This is a genomic window from Indolivaga capnocytophagoides DSM 22835, assembly GCF_000426485.1.
Classification (GTDB): domain Bacteria; phylum Bacteroidota; class Bacteroidia; order Bacteroidales; family Dysgonomonadaceae; genus Dysgonomonas_A; species Dysgonomonas_A capnocytophagoides.
The window spans coordinates 1-19,736 of sequence record NZ_AUFL01000023.1; the positions used below are offsets into that span (position 1 = coordinate 1).

23 protein-coding genes are annotated in these 19,736 nt (G+C 34.7%); 4 read left to right on the forward strand and 19 right to left on the reverse strand.

The genetic code is table 11. The features are described from left to right. Positions 1–246: hypothetical protein (locus tag K322_RS0112565; protein WP_026626779.1), on the forward strand; the 246-nt coding region annotated here is incomplete at its 5' end. An 81-nt stretch (positions 247–327) separates the two neighbouring features. Here the strand turns inward: K322_RS0112565 and arsA are convergent. The 9 genes from arsA to K322_RS0112610 form a co-directional block, all read right to left on the reverse strand. Further along, positions 328–2,046 (reverse strand): arsenical pump-driving ATPase, encoded by a 1,719-nt coding sequence (gene arsA, locus K322_RS0112570; RefSeq protein WP_026626778.1) that lies wholly within the window; start codon positions 2,044–2,046, stop codon positions 328–330. 92 nt (positions 2,047–2,138) lie between these two features. Beyond that, positions 2,139–2,492, reverse strand: a complete 354-nt coding sequence (arsD, locus tag K322_RS0112575; protein WP_026626777.1) for an arsenite efflux transporter metallochaperone ArsD — start codon at positions 2,490–2,492, stop codon at positions 2,139–2,141. Positions 2,493–2,503: 11 nt separating this feature from the next. Next, complete coding sequence (locus tag K322_RS0112580; protein ID WP_026626776.1) at positions 2,504–2,734, reverse strand: thioredoxin family protein; 231 nt, start codon at positions 2,732–2,734, stop codon at positions 2,504–2,506. Positions 2,735–2,750: 16 nt separating this feature from the next. Further along, positions 2,751–3,449, reverse strand: coding sequence for an aromatic aminobenezylarsenical efflux permease ArsG family transporter (locus tag K322_RS0112585; protein ID WP_026626775.1), 699 nt, complete (start codon positions 3,447–3,449; stop codon positions 2,751–2,753). Next, positions 3,449–3,886, reverse strand: coding sequence for a nitrophenyl compound nitroreductase subunit ArsF family protein (locus K322_RS0112590; RefSeq protein ID WP_026626774.1), 438 nt, complete (start codon positions 3,884–3,886; stop codon positions 3,449–3,451). The genes K322_RS0112585 and K322_RS0112590 overlap by 1 nt, the downstream gene beginning before the upstream one ends. Before the next feature lie 11 nt (positions 3,887–3,897). Continuing rightward, a complete protein-coding gene (arsB, locus tag K322_RS0112595; protein WP_026626773.1) occupies positions 3,898–4,947 on the reverse strand; it encodes an ACR3 family arsenite efflux transporter in 1,050 nt (349 codons plus the stop codon). Then, positions 4,940–5,365 carry an arsenate reductase ArsC gene (locus tag K322_RS0112600; RefSeq protein ID WP_026626772.1) on the reverse strand — a complete coding sequence of 142 codons (426 nt, stop codon included), beginning with the start codon at positions 5,363–5,365 and terminating at the stop codon, positions 4,940–4,942. The genes arsB and K322_RS0112600 overlap by 8 nt, the downstream gene beginning before the upstream one ends. A gap of 82 nt (positions 5,366–5,447) precedes the next feature. Beyond that, complete coding sequence (locus K322_RS0112605; RefSeq protein WP_026626771.1) at positions 5,448–5,774, reverse strand: ArsR/SmtB family transcription factor; 327 nt, start codon at positions 5,772–5,774, stop codon at positions 5,448–5,450. Positions 5,775–5,845: 71 nt separating this feature from the next. Further along, on the reverse strand, positions 5,846–6,859 hold the full coding sequence (locus K322_RS0112610) for an IS110 family RNA-guided transposase (RefSeq protein WP_026626770.1): 1,014 nt from the start codon (positions 6,857–6,859) through the stop codon (positions 5,846–5,848). Positions 6,860–7,325: 466 nt separating this feature from the next. On the opposite strand from K322_RS0112610, the gene K322_RS0112615 reads away from it, so the two are divergent. Beyond that, on the forward strand, positions 7,326–8,831 hold the full coding sequence (locus K322_RS0112615; protein ID WP_026627215.1) for a hypothetical protein: 1,506 nt from the start codon (positions 7,326–7,328) through the stop codon (positions 8,829–8,831). A gap of 468 nt (positions 8,832–9,299) precedes the next feature. Here the strand turns inward: K322_RS0112615 and K322_RS0112620 are convergent, their stop codons facing one another. From K322_RS0112620 to K322_RS0112635, 4 genes are all read right to left on the reverse strand, one after another. Beyond that, entirely contained in the window at positions 9,300–9,644 is a 345-nt protein-coding gene (locus tag K322_RS0112620; protein ID WP_026627216.1) for an Hsp20/alpha crystallin family protein, read from the reverse strand. Between the two features lie 199 nt (positions 9,645–9,843). After that, a complete protein-coding gene (locus K322_RS0112625; protein WP_026627217.1) occupies positions 9,844–10,323 on the reverse strand; it encodes a hypothetical protein in 480 nt (159 codons plus the stop codon). Positions 10,324–10,521: 198 nt separating this feature from the next. Further along, the gene (locus tag K322_RS0112630) at positions 10,522–10,959 is read right to left on the reverse strand and encodes an Hsp20/alpha crystallin family protein (RefSeq protein ID WP_026627218.1); all 438 of its coding nucleotides are present in this window, start codon (positions 10,957–10,959) and stop codon (positions 10,522–10,524) included. 628 nt (positions 10,960–11,587) lie between these two features. Continuing rightward, positions 11,588–12,622: a GTP pyrophosphokinase gene (locus K322_RS0112635; RefSeq protein WP_026627219.1), complete on the reverse strand. Its 1,035-nt coding sequence runs from the start codon at positions 12,620–12,622 to the stop codon at positions 11,588–11,590. Positions 12,623–13,134: 512 nt separating this feature from the next. On the opposite strand from K322_RS0112635, the gene K322_RS0112640 reads away from it, so the two are divergent. Then, positions 13,135–13,434 carry an RNA recognition motif domain-containing protein gene (locus K322_RS0112640; RefSeq protein ID WP_026627220.1) on the forward strand — a complete coding sequence of 100 codons (300 nt, stop codon included), beginning with the start codon at positions 13,135–13,137 and terminating at the stop codon, positions 13,432–13,434. Between the two features lie 133 nt (positions 13,435–13,567). On the opposite strand, the gene K322_RS0112645 is transcribed toward K322_RS0112640, so the two are convergent. The 4 genes from K322_RS0112645 to K322_RS0112660 form a co-directional block, all read right to left on the reverse strand. Continuing rightward, the gene (locus tag K322_RS0112645) at positions 13,568–14,002 is read right to left on the reverse strand and encodes a cold-shock protein (protein ID WP_026627221.1); all 435 of its coding nucleotides are present in this window, start codon (positions 14,000–14,002) and stop codon (positions 13,568–13,570) included. 140 nt (positions 14,003–14,142) lie between these two features. Continuing rightward, positions 14,143–14,382: a hypothetical protein gene (locus K322_RS0112650; protein WP_051290785.1), complete on the reverse strand. Its 240-nt coding sequence runs from the start codon at positions 14,380–14,382 to the stop codon at positions 14,143–14,145. 23 nt (positions 14,383–14,405) lie between these two features. After that, positions 14,406–15,521 (reverse strand): DEAD/DEAH box helicase, encoded by a 1,116-nt coding sequence (locus tag K322_RS0112655; RefSeq protein WP_026627223.1) that lies wholly within the window; start codon positions 15,519–15,521, stop codon positions 14,406–14,408. 221 nt (positions 15,522–15,742) lie between these two features. Continuing rightward, positions 15,743–16,822, reverse strand: a complete 1,080-nt coding sequence (locus K322_RS0112660; protein WP_026627224.1) for an NAD(P)H-dependent flavin oxidoreductase — start codon at positions 16,820–16,822, stop codon at positions 15,743–15,745. Between the two features lie 442 nt (positions 16,823–17,264). On the opposite strand from K322_RS0112660, the gene K322_RS0112670 reads away from it, so the two are divergent. Then, a complete protein-coding gene (locus K322_RS0112670; protein WP_026627225.1) occupies positions 17,265–18,479 on the forward strand; it encodes a DUF6051 family protein in 1,215 nt (404 codons plus the stop codon). Positions 18,480–18,500: 21 nt separating this feature from the next. On the opposite strand, the gene K322_RS0112675 is transcribed toward K322_RS0112670, so the two are convergent. Both K322_RS0112675 and K322_RS0112680 read right to left on the reverse strand, forming a co-directional pair. Continuing rightward, the gene (locus tag K322_RS0112675; RefSeq protein WP_026627226.1) at positions 18,501–19,106 is read right to left on the reverse strand and encodes a M23 family metallopeptidase; all 606 of its coding nucleotides are present in this window, start codon (positions 19,104–19,106) and stop codon (positions 18,501–18,503) included. Between the two features lie 169 nt (positions 19,107–19,275). Then, complete coding sequence (locus K322_RS0112680) at positions 19,276–19,731, reverse strand: DUF3872 domain-containing protein (protein ID WP_026627227.1); 456 nt, start codon at positions 19,729–19,731, stop codon at positions 19,276–19,278. Positions 19,732–19,736: the final 5 nt, after the last annotated feature.

Consider the following 19,736-nt stretch of genomic DNA (forward strand, 5'->3'; position numbering starts at 1 on the left):
TACAATAGTGATGGGAGTATATCAAACCTTTTGAGACATTGTTATATGTTTCCTGATTACGAAGTTAAAAAAGGGGAAGTATTACTACTCTATTCTACAAAAGGGAAAAATTATACGGGGCAGTTTACCAATACAAAAAGGACTTTTCATGCTTTTTATTGGGGCTTAGACAAGTCAATCTGGAATAATGAGGAAGATAAGGCTCTGCTACTAAAAATAGCAAATAGAATTGAAACAAATGTATGATGTATTTTATCCTTACTCAATTTTAAGAAAAATCCCAAGATAGAAGAATCTTGGGATTTCTGCTTTATTTTACCTTAAATGTCAGATATTCTCTTTCCATTCAATTACGGCAAAGTTGCCGTTGGAAATTTCATTTACTTTCTCAATCCATTGAATTTCACTTTGTGCCTTAGTTTTCAAGAATGGGTCGTTTGTCGGAGTTAGCAATAAACTTGAATTTACTACCCACCAATTGTTTTTGATACCTGCACGTTTTAAGTCCTCTTGCAATCGTTGTGCTTCAAATACTGGGGTAGTTTCTGGTAAAGTTACTATTACGACTTCTGTTTCTTTCTCATTACGCAAGCGGGGAAGTAAATTTTGAACAGCAGGAGTTATATTTCCTTGTGTACGTTCTACTTCCTTATGATAACTTTGTGTTGAGTCCAGAAGCAACAAAGTATGCCCTGTTGGTGCAGTGTCTATTACTACGACTTCATTATCGGCTTTGGCTACGATCTCGGCAAAGGAATTAAAAACGGCTATTTCCTGTGTGCATGGGGAACGCAAATCTTCCTCGATATAACTTAAATCGGCATCACCCATTGTTTCTTTTGCTTTATCCAGTACATTCTTCTGATAGGCTGCCAATACCGCTTTTTCGTCAATATGGCTTACTGTGATACCATCCACCTTTGTTTCGATAAAAGATAAGTGATTAGCGGGATCAGTAGTTGTCAGATGTACTTTTACACCTTTTTGAGCTAACCCTCTTGCTATATTACCCGCAATAGTTGTTTTTCCTACACCACCTTTACCCATCGTAAAAATTACCCGTTTGCCGGAATTATAAAGGTCGTTAATGATATTGTCAATCGTTTGAAAACCTTTCGTATCTATTTCTGCGACCTTTGTTTCTGTCTGTACGTCACTGTTCAGCATATTACGGATATTGTCAATACCTGTCATATTATAGGAACGAAGCGGAACAATGTAAGTATTGAGTTTTAATAAAGCTTCGGAACGGTTATTCAGGGCGTTTTGCTGACGTTGGTATATCTGTTTGGAAACAGCATCGTTTTCGTCATAATTTTCCAACACACCGTTTATAATGAGGTTTTGAGATATGATATTCAAATCCAGTAATTCATTGGATGAACGTTCTACCTCTTTCAAGGGACTTTCGTCGGGGCGACTGACAAGTATCAGTGTCGTTTGTTTACTATCTGATAACGTTGCTACTGCATTTTTATATACTTCTTTTCTTCCCTCTAATCCCGATAATTGTCCTAAACAGGATGCTCCTGAAGTATTCTCTGCAATAAAAGTATTCCATGCAGAAGGCAATTGCAACATTCTCAATGTATGACCAGTTGGTGCTGTATCGAAGATTATGAAGTCGTAACCTTTGCGTTTTTCTTCATTGGTTATAAAGTCCGAGAACTCGTTAAAGGCTGCAATTTCAATCGTACATGAACCTGAAAGCTGTTCTTCCATGTTCGTGATTACGCTTTCGGGGAGTTTACCTCTGAATGGTGTGATAACCGATTCCCTGTATTCGGCTGCTGCTTGTTCGGGGGCAAGGTTTACAACGGTCAGGTTAGGCACTTCTTTTATTTGTGTGCCTTTGTTATCCAAGTCCATATTAAAGACATCCTGCAAGTTAGATGCAGGGTCGGTACTGATAAGTAGAACTTTCTTACCGCTATCGGCAAGGTTTACGGCTGTTGCACAAGCGATGGATGTTTTGCCTACACCACCTTTGCCTGTGAAGAATATATACTTTGTCAGGTCTATTACTGAGGGATTATACTTTTTCATATTTCTAATTTATTTTATTTTTTGAGGCAATAACCCCCTTTCCCATTCTTACCGAACAGATTAAATCATTGGAATAGAAAGGGATATTTTTTTTATTTTTTTACTGTGAGTTCTTCTTCTTTTACGTTGAGCCATTCGGCTATTTGAGTGTTAGAGGGGTATTGCTTTGTCAATACTATTTCATCCCCCAACATGATGATAGGCAATATATCAGCAGTCTCTCTCATAAGACATTCATTAACAACCTTTGTGTCTATATATACCTGTGGGTTATCTTTCAGATTGTAGCGTTCTACGGAAATCCCTTTTCGTTTCAAGGTTTCCACAACTACGGCTATACGCATCAGTTCCGGGTCTATATTTACACCGCATAGCCCGGTAGGACAACATAATGCGGAATCATATATTTTCATTATTTTACGGTTATCTAATTTCAAATCCAACATAGTTTTTATATTTAATTGATTATTTGTTTTATTTCTTCCTCTGTCGGCACATAGCCTTTTATCTTTACTTCTCCATCCACCACAACGGCAGGCAGTGACATGATGTTATATTTAACGATTTCCAAAATATCTTCTTCTTTTTTCAGAATAGCTGTATTGTTGGTATCGGCAAGCACTTTGGCTACTCTGTCATAAGTTGTTTTACATTTGGCACATCCTGTTCCTAATATTATTATTTCCATATTTTATTCAACTTTTTCAAATATTAATTACAACATAATATATTCCGACTACGATAAATACAGCCGATACAATACGCCTGAACCAGACTTCAAAACTTTTCATGCGGTTGTAGAACTTACCCACATTAGACATACTGTAAGCCAATAAGTAGGCGATGATAATAACAGGCAGTCCTGTGGCAATGGCATAAACAGGTGGTAAAATCAATCCTGTTGCACTGCTTATTGTCATAGGAATAAGCACTCCGAAATACAATACTCCGCTATACGGACAGAAAGCTAAAGCAAACAATACTCCCAAAAAGAAGGCATTTAGATAGTTATTTTTCATTTTCTTTTCGCTGACTTTGGCTGTGAGCTTGTTGAGAAAGGGAATGTTAAACTTGATAACATCGAGCATTAATATACCTATGATAACCAGAGCGATTCCCAGATACAGACCACTTATATTCTGCAACATTTTAGCGATATGGAATTTGCTTGCTCCGAAATAGAATACCAAGCCTAAAGCGGTATAGCTGAATATACGTCCCAATGTATAAAATATACCATTGAGAAAAACACGTTTTCTGTTGGCTATATCTTTACTTAGATAAGCTGTTGCTGTTATATTCATAGCTAACGGGCAGGGGCTTATCGCTGTCATTAGCCCCAATACGAAGGCTGTCAGTAAAGGAATATCCGAATTATCGACTATTTGCTGTAAAAACTCCATCAATCAATGCGTTTATTTACTTCGTCTTTGATAAGGCTCGTAAGGACATCGGGCGAATTGACGGCATTGGCAAAAGCCTGTTCGGTCAGATCTGTTGTATTATCGGCTTTCACTATAAGTAAAGAACTGAAAGCGATTTCATACTTTTCTATCAAATCTTTATTTTGATCTTCGTCAATGTTTACTTCTACATACCTGACATTGGGATTATCTTTATAACTGTCGGCTACTGCGTTCTTAGTTACATTCTCAATAGCTATACAGGTTTTACAACGTTGTTTACCATGAAAGTAATATACGTTGACTATGGAAGCATCAGCCATTGATACGGCTTGTTCCTTTGTGTCGATTTCTGCTGCCTGTTTGCTTTCCGTATTCTTGTTTCCGCAAGAAACCAGAAAGACTGTGAATAATGCGATAAGAATAGATTTTTTCATTATGGTTTATTTTAAAGTTGTTTTTCTGTTTTGTAATATCTCTTTCTCAACCAAAAAGCGACATTTACCAATGCGATCAGTACGGGTACTTCGACAAGCGGACCGACTACGCCTGCAAAGGCTTGTCCGCTATGGATGCCGAATACCCCGATAGCCACAGCAATAGCCAGTTCGAAGTTGTTTCCTGCTGCGGTAAAGGAAATAGACGCATTTTTGTCGTAACTTGCTCCCATAGCTTTACTGACAAAGAAGCTGATAAAGAACATGGCTACAAAGTAGATAAGTAAAGGAATCGCAATGCGTACTACATCCATTGGTATTTGTACGATCAGTTCTCCTTTGAGGCTGAACATGAGTACGATGGTAAGGAGTAATGCGATCAGTGTTATAGGCGAGATTGCAGGAATAAATTTATCTTGATACCATTGCTCTCCTTTTGCTTTTACTAAGATTAAACGACTAAGAATACCCATCAGAAAAGGAATACCCAAATAGATGGCTACTGTTTCGGCAATCGTACCGATGGATATATCCACGATAGCCCCTTCAAACCCGAAATAAGGGGGCAATATGGTTATAAACAGCCACGCATAGAAACTATAAAAGAATACCTGAAAGATACTGTTCAGAGCAACAAGCCCCGCCCCATACTCCCTATTGCCTTCTGCCAGATCATTCCAAACAAGTACCATTGCAATACAACGGGCTAAACCGACAAGGATAACTCCGACCATATATTCGGGATAGTCTTGTAAAAAGGTAATGGCTAAAATGAACATTAAAATAGGGCTGACAATCCAGTTTAGAAATAAAGATGTACCCAATATTTTTACATTGGTAAATACTTTCGGCAATAGTTTGTAATCGACTTTTGCCAATGGCGGGTACATCATCAGGATAAGACCGATTGCCAAAGGAATGTTTGTTGTTCCGCTTGACATGGAATCTATATAACCACTAAAAGAAGGTATAAAGTAACCTAAAGCTACCCCGATAGCCATTGCAAGGAATATCCAAAGTGTTAAGTTCTTATCTAAGAAACTCATTTTTCTTTTACTCATAGCCTTTTATCTTATTAGTGTATAGTTCGTAAAATGCTTTTTTTATTTCGTCCCTCACCCTGATATACTCGGATTGTATAAATTCGGGTGTTCCTGTGGCTTCGGACGGATCATCAAATCCGATGTGCAAACGATTCTTTACTTTTCCCGAAAATGAGGGGCAGCTTTCATTTGCTCCACCGCAAACGGTAATCACATAGTCCCATTCATCATTGATGTATGTATCTATGCTGTCGGATGTATGGTGCGAAATGTCTACTCCTGCATTGTGCATCACTTCTATTGCTTTGGGGTTTACTTTTCCGCTTGCCTGTGTGCCTGCGGAATAGACCAATAACTTAGGGTCAAAAGACTGTAAGAAGCCGTGTGCCATTTGGCTACGACAACTATTACCTGTACAAAGAATAAGTATTTTCATATTTTATTATCAAAAATTAATCATTCGTATTATTACATACCGTTCGTATTTCGTGAATACACGAACACTGAACAGAAATTTTTTATTTATTGCTACAAGTTTCTCCATTATTGATCTCTACAAAAAATGCAGAAAACATCTTTTTTGCTTTCTCCCAATTTTCTTCGTTTATGCAATATTTAACTGTTGGTAGAGTGATTGTTCCCTGTATTAGCTCTGCATCCTTCAATTCATTTAAATGTTGAGAAAGGGTGCTTTTAGCAATAGGTAATACTTCCGACATATCGCCATGATAGCAACATGATTCGTTGGCAAGCATTTCTAATATGGCGATGCGGATAGGATGCCCCATTGCTTTTGCGAAACGTGCGAGTTGTTCTTGTTCGGCTGTAAGTTCTTTCTTTGACATATCTATTTATATTTATCGTTCGCGAATATACGAATATATTTTTAATTCGCAATAATACGAACTATATATTATTATTTTGAATATTGGTTTATATAGTTGAAATCATAAAGCTTGTCATTCTTTATAACAGTAAACATTCGAGCAATAAGTTTGGCTCGGATAGCATTTAATACAGACATTTTATTTTTACCCTCTGCGACTTTTCTGTCATAATAGATTCTCAATTCACTTTTCTTGTTTTGGATGGCAGACAAAGCAGCTAAATGTAAGAGTGATTTGATACTTTTATTAGCTCTCTGTGAAACACGATTGCGGGAATGTTGGCTACTACCTGATAAATAGCTAAACGGTACTACTCCTGCATGACAACAAAACTTTCGACTATCTGGAAACCGAGTAAAAGCATGAGTCTCCAGTATCATCTTTAAAGAGGTTTTACGTCCTATACCTTCGACACTCATCAATAATTTCATTTGATGGAATAATAATTCATCTTTTGTAATAATGATCTCAATTTCATCTTCGATAGATTTAATGGCTTTATCCAATTGTTTCATTAATAATGACAACCGTTTAAGTTTTGACTTGTAAATATTGTCAGCCATATACTCTTTTTGATCTGATAATTGAGCTTGATACTTCTGTCTATCATTACATAGCATACTCAATTCAGTAGAAAGTAATTTCAATGCTTCAATGCTAACAGATGGACGAGAATATACTTTAATCCTGTCGACATAACGATATGCATATAAAGCAATACGCTGAGCATCTATTTTATCATTTTTCCCTCTTTGTAATCCAGAGCTATACTTTATTTGTGTTGGATCCTCAATCCAAAGTTTGTAGTCTTTAGATTGACAAGCAACAATCAAGGGGTAAATATACATGCCTGTATATTCGGCACAGATTACTAAACAATCAGGTTCAGTATCCTGATCAACACAAATATCAAATAGGTATTTTTCAATACTCTTTTGATAGTTAAGAATAACATCCTGTCTTACAACAACACCGTTGCAAAACAAACAGCAATCCAAATTTCTCTTACTTACATCAATACCAAGAAAATAATAATTTCCCATGACTAAATCAATTTAAAAGTTTACAATAGAGAAAGGTGCTTGAATATATCCTAAAAACCTTAAAAACACATAGATTAAATTCTTATATAGGTCTAATTCAAGAATAACAATAAGTCCTAAATAGAAGCATAGTCCTTAAATAACTATTTTTTCATATGGTTCACTTATTATTTTCCTTTCATTTTAGAATAAATATAAATGAATAAAAAATTTATTGTTTGTAAATGAGTCTAAATAAAATCAGAAGTTTTAGATATAAACTCTCTGTTCATATAGTTACAAAACGTTGGATGTAAATCTAAGGTTTTTCCATGAGCCGTTAGCAGGACTTTATGCGGAGAAAAAGAAGCAAAAAGCCGACAGAGTCCAATATATTATGTAAATAAATGAAGTAGTAATAATGGTAAAGATTGTAACTTTACTCTGAATGTTTTACCTTTAATTGATGTTTTATTTGTAATGAGTCATGCCAAGAACAATTATTGATATACAATCTATTTCTGAAGCAATACCAAAATATCGAATATGGTATCGTTTTTATGATGATATTTTTATTTCAGTTATCTGTTCAGAGAATAGAAAATCATATCTCCGAAGAAAAACAGCGTTCCAAGAAGTAAAGGCTGATAATCCGATGTGTGCATGGCACTCAGATTGGCAATATAAATGTATTGAATATAATTATGGATTGGAAGCTGGAAATATTCGGACGTATGAAGTCGTAGTCGAACATGAAGGAGAGATGCACCGAATTGATAGCCTTGTAAATACTACAGCTATAGAGTTTCAGCATTCATTGGAGGTTTCTCTAAATGAAATTGACTCTAGGTTTATAGCTCATGAAGCACTGGGGTATACACCATACTTAATATTAGATTTTACAGACTTCTCTTCTATCTCTACCTTTCCTAAGTTTACTGATCTTTCTAGTAAGAATATTGAATTTTACATGACATCATATAAAAGCAATGATGTTATTATATCTTTTCTTAAAAAAGTAAGGAAGTGGCTTAATTCAGAATATTTTTACAAAAAAAATCTGTTTCTTGATTTTTCAGATCAAATTATCAGATTAACTCCGCATCTCAAATGTAAAATTCTAAAATACAGTAAAGAAAAGTTTATAAAAAATCTCTTATGCCTTGAAGATGATATTCAGAATGAACTGACTAAAGAAAAAAAGCAGCTTGATTTTGAAAAAGTACTAAAAGCACAAGAGAGGGAAAAAGCTGATGCTGAAAGAGCTGCTGAAGTTAAAAGAAAGATAAAGGAAAATAGAGAAGAGATCAAAAACAGTAACCGTTTCTCTTGGTATCGAAAATGTTTACAGAATAACTTAATTACAAGAGCTTTACGCAGCCTTTTAGACTATGAGGTGTATGTAAAATATCAATTTTATGAAAGTAAAAATGGCAATATTTCTCGCAAGCATCATATTTATAATTTATTTTCATCTGCCTATTTTGATCCAGTGGTTGAGATCCAATATGTCATAAACAGTATAAGTAAAGATGATAGTTATGAGTTCTTATATTCCGAAATTAACTTAATAAAAAAAGAAGGAGAAGGCTTTTTGCGTTATGTGTTTGAACAAAAGCCAAAACAAAAAATTCAGTTTAAATCTAAGCGATTAGAATACGTTAAAGGGGTATTACACTCAACAAGTTCTCAAGCCTTATGTGTTTATAATGACAAAGGTAAGATCGTTGCAAATGAGTATTACTTATTTAACACTAAAGTAACAAAGGAAGAATGGGATTTATTAAGTACTTATTATGAAACTGGAGGATTCCCTGACTATGTGAGTGATACTCAAAAGTTAGCTTTGAAGAATATTATGGAAGTAATTGAAAGGAATGATACACCTGATTTTCGACGGTATTTTTATCAAAATGATTTTCCGATGAATGTTAGAAAAAAATATTATGATAAAATCCAAGAGCAAGAGCCCTTGAGAGCAAAACATTTGTAGCAAAAAAATTCGGCCATTGTCGCTATCGTGGCTATATCTGTAATAATACTAGTAACAACTCCAACCTTAATCCACATGTATTCAGTATATTTTTTTAGAAATATTTACTCCTTACTTATTTAGATAATTCATGAAATTATCTTTACTAAAATCTGACACAAATGTAAACTTCCATCTTCTAGAGCAAGACTCTCATTTTTATCTGCAAATCAATTTTGTTGTTCTCTTTAAATCATTGTTTGAAATACTTTCTAAGAGTTGATCTATCAAAATGTTAACAATCTACACAATAATGCAACAATAAATATTTTGGAATGCTTAGTTAGAATTTATCTCCTCATTATCTATTGACTAATCTATTTCACAAATAATTGAAAGAATTATTCCTTTATCCCTTATTTGTTTACTAATTAGTAATCAATATACAAAATGGTATAGATAAAATAAAAGCCTTCAAATTGAAGGCTTTTATTTTTCAATAGGAAAAATAACTTTTACATGCCCATTTTTTATTTGATAATAATAACGGTGTAAATCTACATAGTTGGGAATCTTTATGCTTCGCAGAAAATGGGATCCTGAATATAATTGTCGTCCTTCCACATTTAGTATGCCATTATCAACAAAGACATTTAATTCATTGTCTTTAAATCCCGCGGCAAAAAGATCAACAATAAAGTCATGGAACCGATTTGTATAACTGACCACCGGATAACATTCTTTATAAAGATTCTCATATTGTTCTTTATTCTCAGAATATAAATTTGAAACAAAATTTGAATTATTATTAAACTGTAAAATAGAATCTTCCATAATTAAAATTATCTTTTAACTTATACATAACAATTAGTTTAATATTCAACGTAAAAATATAGATATAAACAACAGTCCACCACAATTAGACCAGCCTGTTGTATTATTGAAAGAATAATTATTGCGTAAGATAATGTTGTTTTCAGATATCCTTAATTAGAGCTTTTAATATAATATTTCTATTTTTTATGTTTTCAATTTAATACTTAGTTTGTGGAACTACAGAAGAATCATTACCTCCTTTGAATTGATGTTGGAAAAAATTATTTTTTAAAATATCCATTTGTAAAAATAGGCTGTCGATTTTCCTTCGATTATTTCTAAACCGGTTAGAGAAAAAATCTTTTTTATAGAAATCATACTTCAAAAGTGAATCCTGAAAAAACAAATCATTAAAGAAATATTGTTGCCGAAAAAAAGGATATTCTTGATACAATCGATCCTGGAACAAATTGAAGATACTATCACCTATTAATGTATTTCCTTTGATATTCGAAAAATAAAAAGAATAGGTTGAGTCGTAGCTCACAATGTTCCCATCCTTACCATATTCTTTATTTACTTTTATGATAGAAGAAGTATCAGGAATATTATCTTCATGAGTAGCTGCATTCTTGTTTTTATCACACCCGGTTAGCAATATTGACAAAGCAATAACGAATATTAATAATTGTTTCATAACCCTATTAATTTTTATCGTTATACAATATTCTAAACTGTTAATTAAGCGATAATTATTCGGTAAACTAGCTTCTTGAAAGAAGCTAGTGATTTAGTTCAATTATTGATATCTCACTTAAATAAATTATATTTCACAGGTTTATTTGGTTCAAGAATGCCGGACTTGGACTCTAATCCAAGCCGGCATTGAAAGGACCTATTCAATCAAAATCTGACGAACAGGATTGGACTTAGCTCCATCTTTCTTCGGTATAACTATTTTTAAAATTCCGTTTTCATATTTAGCTTCAATCTTTTCACTATCGGCAATATTGGGTAGTGTAAAGGAGCGGCTAAATGACTGATAACTGAACTCTCTACGGGTAAATTGCTGATCATCTTTAGTTTCATTCATTACTTTTTTATCTGATGAAACAGTAAGAAGATCATGACTTAGTTCAACTTTGAAATCTTCCCGGCAAAAGCCAGGGGCGGCAACTTCTACCTCAAAATTTTCGTTACCTTCCTTGATATTTACAGATGGCAATGTTGTGTTTGTCGTAGAATAACTACGGTTTCCCAAATCAAACCAATCATTTTCAAAGAAGCGATCGAATAATGTTGGGAAATTGTCTCTAAATCTAACTAATGACATAGCTTAATCCTCCATTATTTTAGTTTGACATAAGTAATACTACATAATTGATAAATCAAATCCAATGCCAAAATAAGTGGAACCATCTATGTGATTAACAACAATTAACCATGTATAAATAAATTTATCCAATACCTTATTTAAGAACATTATTTCATGTATATACCAAATATAAAAAATGACATAATGACAGCTTGGCTGGCTATACACCCATGCAGATTCATGGTTATTTATGATCTCAAAAACTTTACAAAAAACGACTCAAGATAATTTGAGATGCAGGAAGCTTAATCAAGTGTTTTTAACAAACAGATAATCAGAAAAATGTAGCATAATAGCCTACAAAAGTCATCAGCTTACAGTAATTTATGTACATCTATGACCGAAATGAAAATTAAAAACAAACACTCCTTTTTGCCAATAGATAATATTTCTATGAATTAGAACAAAATTAAAGAAAAGCGATTAATAGAGACTTTCTTTAATTCCTAATTGTAAGATTCGGGTAATATTCGGTTCAAATACATTGAATGCCTAGACAATATAAATAAGCTGATTATGTCCGTTTTGTATATTCCTTTAAGCTGTTATTTAGTATGTGCTAGCTCGTAAAATATCTTATTACCTTTTACGTCAACAGCATATCCTGATAAAGCTGTGCAATGCGTCTTAAACGCAATGTCCTGTTATTTTCAGAAATAAATGTATTATCCTTTAATATTACAGCAACTTTCTTTCTCAACAATAATAACAACAATAAGTCAGACGAATTTTTATCTATTGTAATATTGATTTTTCTGGTAGCAATATATTGGGAGAATATCTCATATTGCCGGATAGCTGCATCAACAAGATCCTCCCCATGATTTAATAGAGTAGACATAATTGTTTCAGGTGAGTTTAGTCTCATACTGACGAATTGATCATATAATAACCCTGCATTATTTGAGAAAGATTCCCCGACTTTCAATAATTCCCCCATCCGGACAGCAAAATCATGCACATCTACAAACTCTCCTTTATGCTTTTTCAGCCTGTCATTTGTAGCCTCTAAAAGTTTTCGAATAACAGTGTCTCCCGATTCGGTAATTAAAGCCAATTGATTGATCAGCTGTTTCTCCTCATTAGATAAATTTCCCGTACGTGGCTTATATTGCAAATCATGCTCTATCTCATTATATACATGAGATAAAAGGCTGCATACCTGTATTTCACAAGTTGTGTTTTTTAAGTTGAAATTCTCAATTAAATATTCTGAAGGTAAAGCTACCTGGCAATGTGTAGCTTTATAGTATTTGCCGTTATCCCCGTTTTTATCTTTAATCTCTATTCTTATTGGCTTTTCAAACTTGCCGACAAATATCTGTTTGATTTCGTTTACTACCTTAGCCCGATCTACTTCCTGATAAGTGATAATACGTACGCCCGCCAGATCACTTATACCCTCAAATACACTATCTACCGATTTATATTTATTGGTTTTTCTTAATTTTTCGGCCAGGCTTGCCGGACTCTTTGCCCGATGTTGGACGGTAGCCCGTATAGTCAGGTTTTTCTGGACTATGTTTTGACACATACTAAAAACTATATCAGCCAGTTTTTTATAACGGTCGTATTCTCTGATATACCTCTTAACAGTTTCATCGATTAGCTTGTCATTCATATCTTTGATCGAGTATTTATGTCATGCCCGCTATTATAGGCAATGATTAATTTCATCTTAAAAATACAATATTTTTTTTCGATCCATCTTTTCCGGTAAGTATTAATTGTATTTATAAATAGCGGTGAATACCCATACCGGAGTTTAGATCTGTAAAGGCTTACTTCTCGAATAGAGAAAGGTCTATGTAAAGCAAAAATAAAATAATCTGTCTTTTATCAAAAATCCAATTTAGATATAAATAGTAAAAAATTACCCTGAATGTAAAATTAGGTTTCAATTGTTAGTTAAAATTACGTATTATGCATATGAAAAAGACAACAATTAACACTATGCCAATATTTTAAAGCATAAACATAGTGGTATCTATATATTTAACCGTATCTTTGCTTTAAATATTTGAGTTTTTATTCCAGATTTCATATTTATCCTTCAATTCTACGAGTTTTTAGTTTAAAGTGTTTATTTGCCGTAATTCTCATCTGATTATTTATTTTATAATTTTTTTTACAATGAACATTTTTATTGCAGGTTTGAGTTACGATGTTAACGATACCGATTTAAACACTCTTTTTGAGGAGTATGGAGCGATCAATTCAGCTAAAGTTATTATGGACCGTAATACCAGCAGATCTAAAGGTTACGGATTTGTTGAAATGGATAACAGCGAAGAAGCTAATAAAGCAATCTCAGAATTGAACGGAGCTGAATATGACGGAAGAACTATTTCTGTTTCTGAAGCAAGACCCCGTCAGGAAAAAAGTAACAACTCTTACGCAAATAATAGGGGTGGTTATAACAACAGATATTGATACGTTTTTGACAGATTCGATATACAATAAGGTAGCTCCGGTGGGGCTACCTTATTTTTTGTATTCAGATAGATTTTTCTTTGAAGAAAAGTCTGTATTTAGTTCTGCATCCACTTTTTATATAAGTTGACAGCTAATTGACAAGCCTGATATTAATAGCATTCATCCCTTTCTTGCCACGTTCCAACTCGAATGATACCGGATGTCCTTCTTTTATGGAGGCTGGAGCACTACTGACATGGAAAAAATATTTATCCGTACTTCCTGTATGTTTAATAAAACCATACCCTTTGTCGGGATTAAAATGTTCTACACGTCCATTCAATATGGGATCTTCCAGATCTTCTTTTTTCGGTGTAGAAACAGCGATACTTTCGATCTTGATTTTTCGTTTATTAGTAGGATCAGGAGGAGTATTGGTTATAACTCCGTTTTCATCCACATAAGCAATCATATCCTCAAAAGAATCGGCAGGATTATTTTTTCTTTCTTCCCTTTTTTGTTCTTTCTCTCTTCTTTTTTGTTGCTTCTTTTTTTCTATCTCTTTTTTATTAAATGTACTCGCCATATTTATTCTTAAAATCTTTATTTTGGATTAAAGGGTATGTTTATTTCGCTCTTGTTTTAAGATTCGAAAGAGCAGACCGATTGCGAATTCATCGTTTTTCTGGTTTGATCTTATTCGCCAGGAAAAAATTCTGAACGGACTTATATCTTAGAAGCATGTAATCTAAGATAGTTTTCCACGCGTGCATCCACCTCTGCTTGCGAGAGATATGCCGGAAGTTCGATTGTTGTTCTACTGGTAATTGCCACACGAACAACAGCCCCGGCTTTCTCCTTGATGTTCTTTAGTATCAATTCAGCTTGCTGGTTTACCGATGTTCTTTCCGAACGGGTTATTTCCCCTTCCTTCTTATTTGTTGAAGATTTTTGTTTTGCTCCCATATTCGTTTTTTTTATGTTTAACATTAGCTTGATACAACAAGCTTTTTACCCGTCAGCTTCTGGATATCGCGAAGCATAACCTGCTCATCCTGGGCACAGAATGTCAGGGCAGTACCCGTGTTGCCAGCCCTTCCTGTACGTCCTATACGGTGTACATAAGTTTCGGCTACATCCGGCAGATCATAGTTTATCACCAACTCCAGATGATCGATATCAATTCCCCTGGCTGCTATATCTGTTGCTATCAGGGTTTGTATTTTATGAGATTTGAAATCGGATAAGGCTCGTTGCCTTGCGTTCTGAGATTTATTCCCATGAATAGCCGCACTGCCTATTCCCGATTGACTAAGTATCCGAACTATCTTGTCAGCCCCGTGCTTGGTGCGGGAAAATATAAGGGCAGACTTCTTTTTGTCTTTTCTCAATAAGGTTATAAGCAGGTCTTTTTTCTCTTGTTTTTCCACAAAATAAATATATTGGTCTATCGTATCAACAACCGACGAAGCCGGAGCAACCTCCACCTTTACCGGATGATGTAAGATAGAGCGTGAAAGAGCAGCGATAGAGGAAGGCATAGAGGCTGAAAAGAAAAGTGTTTGCTTTTCTTTGGGTAGCTTAGGCAGCAAACGCTTGATGTCGTGAACAAATCCCAAATCCAGCATGCGGTCAGCTTCATCCAGCACAAAATGACGAATAGAGTTTAAGCTGATAATATTCTGATTCATTAAATCCAGCAGACGCCCCGGAGTAGCGACTAATATATCTACTCCTGCTTTTAGTTCATTTACCTGAGCATGTTGTTTCACTCCTCCATATATCACACAGTGGCGTATACCTGTATAAAGAGTATAGTCTCTCAGGTTTTCATTAATTTGAATTGCCAGCTCCCGGGTAGGAGTTAATATCAATGCTCTGATATCCCTTTTTTTACTATGTACTTTGTTTGAATGTAATTGCTGTATGATCGGTAATGAAAATGCAGCAGTTTTACCTGTACCGGTTTGTGCCAAGCCGAGTATATCGCGATTATCCAGTGCAGGAGCTATAGCCTGCTGTTGTATTGGCGTCGGATGTGTATATCCTTTTTCATTCAGAGCCTTCAAAACGGGCTCAATAATATTTAATTCTTTAAATGTCATGTTTAAATTTTGGACTGTTACATTTGAATAACAGTAACTTTGTGATTTTTACTGTTTCACGATCAATGAAGCAGTTTTAATTAATTATATAATATCAGTTGTTTGGTATCAACTGATGGCTTAAATTACTACCTGCCCTGTCTTTTTAAAAAGTTCAAAAGAAGGTATATCCTTTATAAAGATGGTATAATGGAAAGAATATGCTACCAACCTTTGCTTGCTTATACCCTTGCCTTTTCTAATGCTGCATTCAAGAATTCAGCTTTGAGATTAGATATAACTTCTTTTACACTTGATATTTTCTGAGACAGGTGTACATTAATGCCAGTGAAAGCGTAACCTTTTTTCATATTACCTCTTGCTGCCTGATAAAGGCATTGAACAATACAATAGGGACTTTTGGTATAGTCACATGTCTTTATGCAATGGAAGGGGCAACTTTTGGGTGTCTCATTGCCATTTTCCACACTCTGAATAAACTCGCCATTAATGGCTCTACCAGGCATCCCTACAGGACTTTGTATGATCTTTATATCTTCTTGTGTTGCCTTTACGAAGACATTTTTAAATGTCTCGGAAGCATCACATTCATTGGTGGTAACAAATATAGTTCCCATTTGAACACCTGAAGCACCCATTTCGATAAAGCGAAGTATGTCTTTTCCCGAGGAGATTCCCCCTGCAGCAATTACCGGTATATTTTTTTCGTCTTTATACATATCAGTGATGCTTACCACTTCGGGGATAAGATGTTCCAAAGAATATTGTTCATCATCAAGCTGATTCACCTTGAAGCCTAGATGGCCTCCGGCTTTAGGGCCTTCAACAACAATGGCGTCGGGTAAATACCCATAGTTGTTTTTCCATTTGTCACATATTATTTTGGCTGCTCTTGAAGAAGAAACAATCGGTACGAGTTTTGTTTTACTATCATCGGTCAGGAAGGAGGGTAAATCGAAGGGAAGACCTGCACCGGCAAATATAACATCCACTTTTTCAGCAATCGATGTTTTTACCATGTCTGCATAGTTGGTGAGGGCAACCATAATATTTACACCGATTATGCCTTTACTTTTCGCTCTCGCTTTTTGAATTTCTTCTTTTAGTCCGGAAATACATTTGCTTAGATAGTCTCCGGGCGATTTGTGATAAATTAAGCCTAAACCGGCACATGATATTACGCCGATACCTCCTTCGTTGGCAACAGCCGATGCTAATCCGGACAGGGATACACCGACACCCATTCCACCTTGAATAACAGGAAGTTTTACTTCCAGATTTCCAATAAAAAATGATTTCATCTAATTTACAAAAATGTGTTACGACAAATTGCTTTACACATTCTCGTAACCGATTAATACTATTAACAAAAAAGCTGATTTTGATGTCGATTTTGACGATGGGAAGATCCGCTAAATAGGAGGCGGAGCAAAACACTGAGAAGAAAGATACAATATAAACTCGATTGCTTAAAGTGCTAAGATACGAAAAAGAATCGATATATTGCTGATTTTATAAATTATAGGATCTACCTTCTCCTTTTGATAAGAGAATAATTGGCTAAGACTATAATCTTATGCCCTATGAGTCTTTTTTCCCGGATAGCATAGGGAAGAAAAGTGCCTTTATATGATGTTTTATTTTCTCTTGCAATTTTCAGACTTTTATAATTATTTTGCATGGATAAAATTCCAAACGAAAGAATTCGATAAAAGAGTAATCTTAATATAAATAGCATAAGTTATGCAATATTTAGATTTATATAATTATTTGAAGTCTATAGAGAATTATACAGATGACAAGATTGCAATTGACAAAAATCTTGTCATGAGAAATTTCACATTTATTTCTAAACAAAAAGATTTTTTACCCGGAGGATTTGCAAATAGGGATGACTATGAATATAAACCGGCAATGCCTACGGACTATGAGCCGGATATTATCCAGAAAATGTTAAATAAGAAAGATGCGCAAATACAGGAAAACATAAAATTCCGTTACCATGTTATTATGTCATCAACCATCCTCAAGTCAAAGGGTATTATTCTAATGTTTCATGGATTTAATGAAAAATATTGGGCTAAATATCTTCCCTGGGCTAAACAGCTAGCTGATAAGACAGGAAAGGCTATTGTCATGTTCCCCATAGCTTTCCATATGAACAGGGCTCCATCCCTGTGGAGTGATTCTCATAAGATGTATGAGGTCAGCCAACAACGAAAGTTGCGACATCCTGATATTATCTGTTCTAGTTTATCAAATGTTGCGATCAGTACCCGTCTTCACAATAAACCCCAACGTTTTATCTGGTCCGGGTTGCAATCTTACTATGATATTATAGACTTCGTCGAGGATATTAAATCGGGGAATCATCCGGCTATAGAAAGCGATGCCACAATTGATTTTTTCTCTTATTCAATAGGGACTTTTCTTGGAGAGATCTTAATGATGAGTAATAAGAATGGTTATTTCTCTAAATCCAAATATGCAACTTTCTGTGGAGGCGCTGTTTTTAACAGGTTATCTCCTGTCTCGAAATTTATCCTGGATAGTGAGGCCAATGTCAGCTTATATTCATTTGTTGTAGAGCACTTGAAAAGCCATATGCGAAGAGACCGGAAACTTTACGACTATATGAACAGAGAACCGGAAGGTATAAATTTTCAATGTATGTTAAATTATAATACATTTACCGCATACCGTGAAAAACTGTTCCGCAAAATGAGTGACCGGTTTTATAGTATTGTTTTACAAAAAGATGAAGTAGTACCTCCTTACGAAGTGATAAATACTTTACAAGGAGTACGTAGAGATATCCCCATCAAGATTGAGGTTTTAGATTATCCATATAGATATACGCATGAAAATCCATTTCCTGTAAATGAAAAGGATAAGGATGAGATTGACTACCAGTTTAAAATAACATTCGATAAAATAGGTGACTTTTTATGTGAATAAGCAATTTAACTTCAAATAGAGTTATAAAAAGATAAATTGAAACCGTAAAATAGATTTCAAGCACAAGCACCAACCTACCGGATTCAAATAACGTCTCCCTTTCCTTATTTCGTAATGCAAGTGATTACCCGTTACTATTCCCGTACTACCAACAGAAGCAATCTGTTGAGTGATACTGACCCGATCCCCCACATTTACCAATATCCGACTTAAATGTGCGTAGAATGATCGAAAACCACCAGCGTGCTGAATTTCTACAAAATATCCATATCCTGAATCATAACCTATGGCGATCACTATTCCGTTGCCTGTGCCATAAACCGGAATTCCTTTAGCTTTCGGAATATCAATTCCTGTATGGAATTTTCGTCTTTTATAGTATGGGTGTTTCCGCATCCCGAACCCTGATGAGATATGTTGTACTTTTTTTATCGGAAATATTACGGGATAGTCAGACAATTCATCAATAGTCAGTTGTAAAGAATCCGCTATTTGCCAAAATTCTGTGATTGAATAAATCGGCTTTGTACATTGTTCTATTTGTGATTTTCTATTCGATGAATTGATCTCTTGTGCCGATACTGATAGATGAAGTAACGCTATAAATAGGATTATTATATATTTCATTGTCAATATTAAATATGATAAACGCCCAAAAAATATTCAGGCGTTTATCTGGTTATTCACTATTCTATTTCTTCACCCCACAGTTCAACGTCTGTAGGAGCAGTCACATAAGCATAAATCATATTTACCCAAGTAACTATGTATGAGATTACCATCATCGTCATCATGGCTATTCCGCTTCTATTGGTAAATCTTCCTCGTCACCTCGGTCATTTTGGAAAGAAAACGTCTTTTGTACCACCTGCCCGAAGCTATCTTCGATATAGACATCTATCACTTGTTGGTCGGTACAATGGGAAGTGTAATACATCCGAAACGTTTCCTTTTCCAAAAGATACAAGTCATTTGGTAGAAGGATAGTCCCTTTATCGAGTTCTAATTGACCTTTGCCATCCACTTGAAAATACCGGATGTAGAACTTAGAATCTTGAAAGTTACCCTCCTTTACAATCTGTGCACGGATTTCCGCCACCTCTCCCTGAACGATTTTTTTCTGAACTGGCATACAAACCAGATCAAATGCGTAAACCTTATTAATATCCATATCGCTACTACAGGCTGAGGCCAGCAGCATTATCACTGCCAGCCACGCTGTTATTCCGAAGAAAGTTTTTATTTTTTTCATTTTGT

Excerpts from the sequence above, each read along its gene's own strand:
- arsA (WP_026626778.1), bottom strand. The coding sequence starts at position 2,046 with ATGAAAAAGTATAATCCCTCAGTAATAGACCTGACAAAGTATATATTC.
- arsD (WP_026626777.1), bottom strand. The coding sequence starts at position 2,492 with ATGTTGGATTTGAAATTAGATAACCGTAAAATAATGAAAATATATGAT.
- K322_RS0112580 (WP_026626776.1), bottom strand. The coding sequence starts at position 2,734 with ATGGAAATAATAATATTAGGAACAGGATGTGCCAAATGTAAAACAACT.
- K322_RS0112585 (WP_026626775.1), bottom strand. The coding sequence starts at position 3,449 with ATGGAGTTTTTACAGCAAATAGTCGATAATTCGGATATTCCTTTACTG.
- K322_RS0112590 (WP_026626774.1), bottom strand. The coding sequence starts at position 3,886 with ATGAAAAAATCTATTCTTATCGCATTATTCACAGTCTTTCTGGTTTCT.
- arsB (WP_026626773.1), bottom strand. The coding sequence starts at position 4,947 with ATGAGTAAAAGAAAAATGAGTTTCTTAGATAAGAACTTAACACTTTGG.
- K322_RS0112600 (WP_026626772.1), bottom strand. The coding sequence starts at position 5,365 with ATGAAAATACTTATTCTTTGTACAGGTAATAGTTGTCGTAGCCAAATG.
- K322_RS0112605 (WP_026626771.1), bottom strand. The coding sequence starts at position 5,774 with ATGTCAAAGAAAGAACTTACAGCCGAACAAGAACAACTCGCACGTTTC.
- K322_RS0112610 (WP_026626770.1), bottom strand. The coding sequence starts at position 6,859 with ATGGGAAATTATTATTTTCTTGGTATTGATGTAAGTAAGAGAAATTTG.
- K322_RS0112615 (WP_026627215.1), top strand. The coding sequence starts at position 7,326 with ATGCCAAGAACAATTATTGATATACAATCTATTTCTGAAGCAATACCA.
- K322_RS0112620 (WP_026627216.1), bottom strand. The coding sequence starts at position 9,644 with ATGGAAGATTCTATTTTACAGTTTAATAATAATTCAAATTTTGTTTCA.
- K322_RS0112625 (WP_026627217.1), bottom strand. The coding sequence starts at position 10,323 with ATGAAACAATTATTAATATTCGTTATTGCTTTGTCAATATTGCTAACC.
- K322_RS0112630 (WP_026627218.1), bottom strand. The coding sequence starts at position 10,959 with ATGTCATTAGTTAGATTTAGAGACAATTTCCCAACATTATTCGATCGC.
- K322_RS0112635 (WP_026627219.1), bottom strand. The coding sequence starts at position 12,622 with ATGAATGACAAGCTAATCGATGAAACTGTTAAGAGGTATATCAGAGAA.
- K322_RS0112640 (WP_026627220.1), top strand. The coding sequence starts at position 13,135 with ATGAACATTTTTATTGCAGGTTTGAGTTACGATGTTAACGATACCGAT.
- K322_RS0112645 (WP_026627221.1), bottom strand. The coding sequence starts at position 14,002 with ATGGCGAGTACATTTAATAAAAAAGAGATAGAAAAAAAGAAGCAACAA.
- K322_RS0112650 (WP_051290785.1), bottom strand. The coding sequence starts at position 14,382 with ATGGGAGCAAAACAAAAATCTTCAACAAATAAGAAGGAAGGGGAAATA.
- K322_RS0112655 (WP_026627223.1), bottom strand. The coding sequence starts at position 15,521 with ATGACATTTAAAGAATTAAATATTATTGAGCCCGTTTTGAAGGCTCTG.
- K322_RS0112660 (WP_026627224.1), bottom strand. The coding sequence starts at position 16,822 with ATGAAATCATTTTTTATTGGAAATCTGGAAGTAAAACTTCCTGTTATT.
- K322_RS0112670 (WP_026627225.1), top strand. The coding sequence starts at position 17,265 with ATGCAATATTTAGATTTATATAATTATTTGAAGTCTATAGAGAATTAT.
- K322_RS0112675 (WP_026627226.1), bottom strand. The coding sequence starts at position 19,106 with ATGAAATATATAATAATCCTATTTATAGCGTTACTTCATCTATCAGTA.
- K322_RS0112680 (WP_026627227.1), bottom strand. The coding sequence starts at position 19,731 with ATGAAAAAAATAAAAACTTTCTTCGGAATAACAGCGTGGCTGGCAGTG.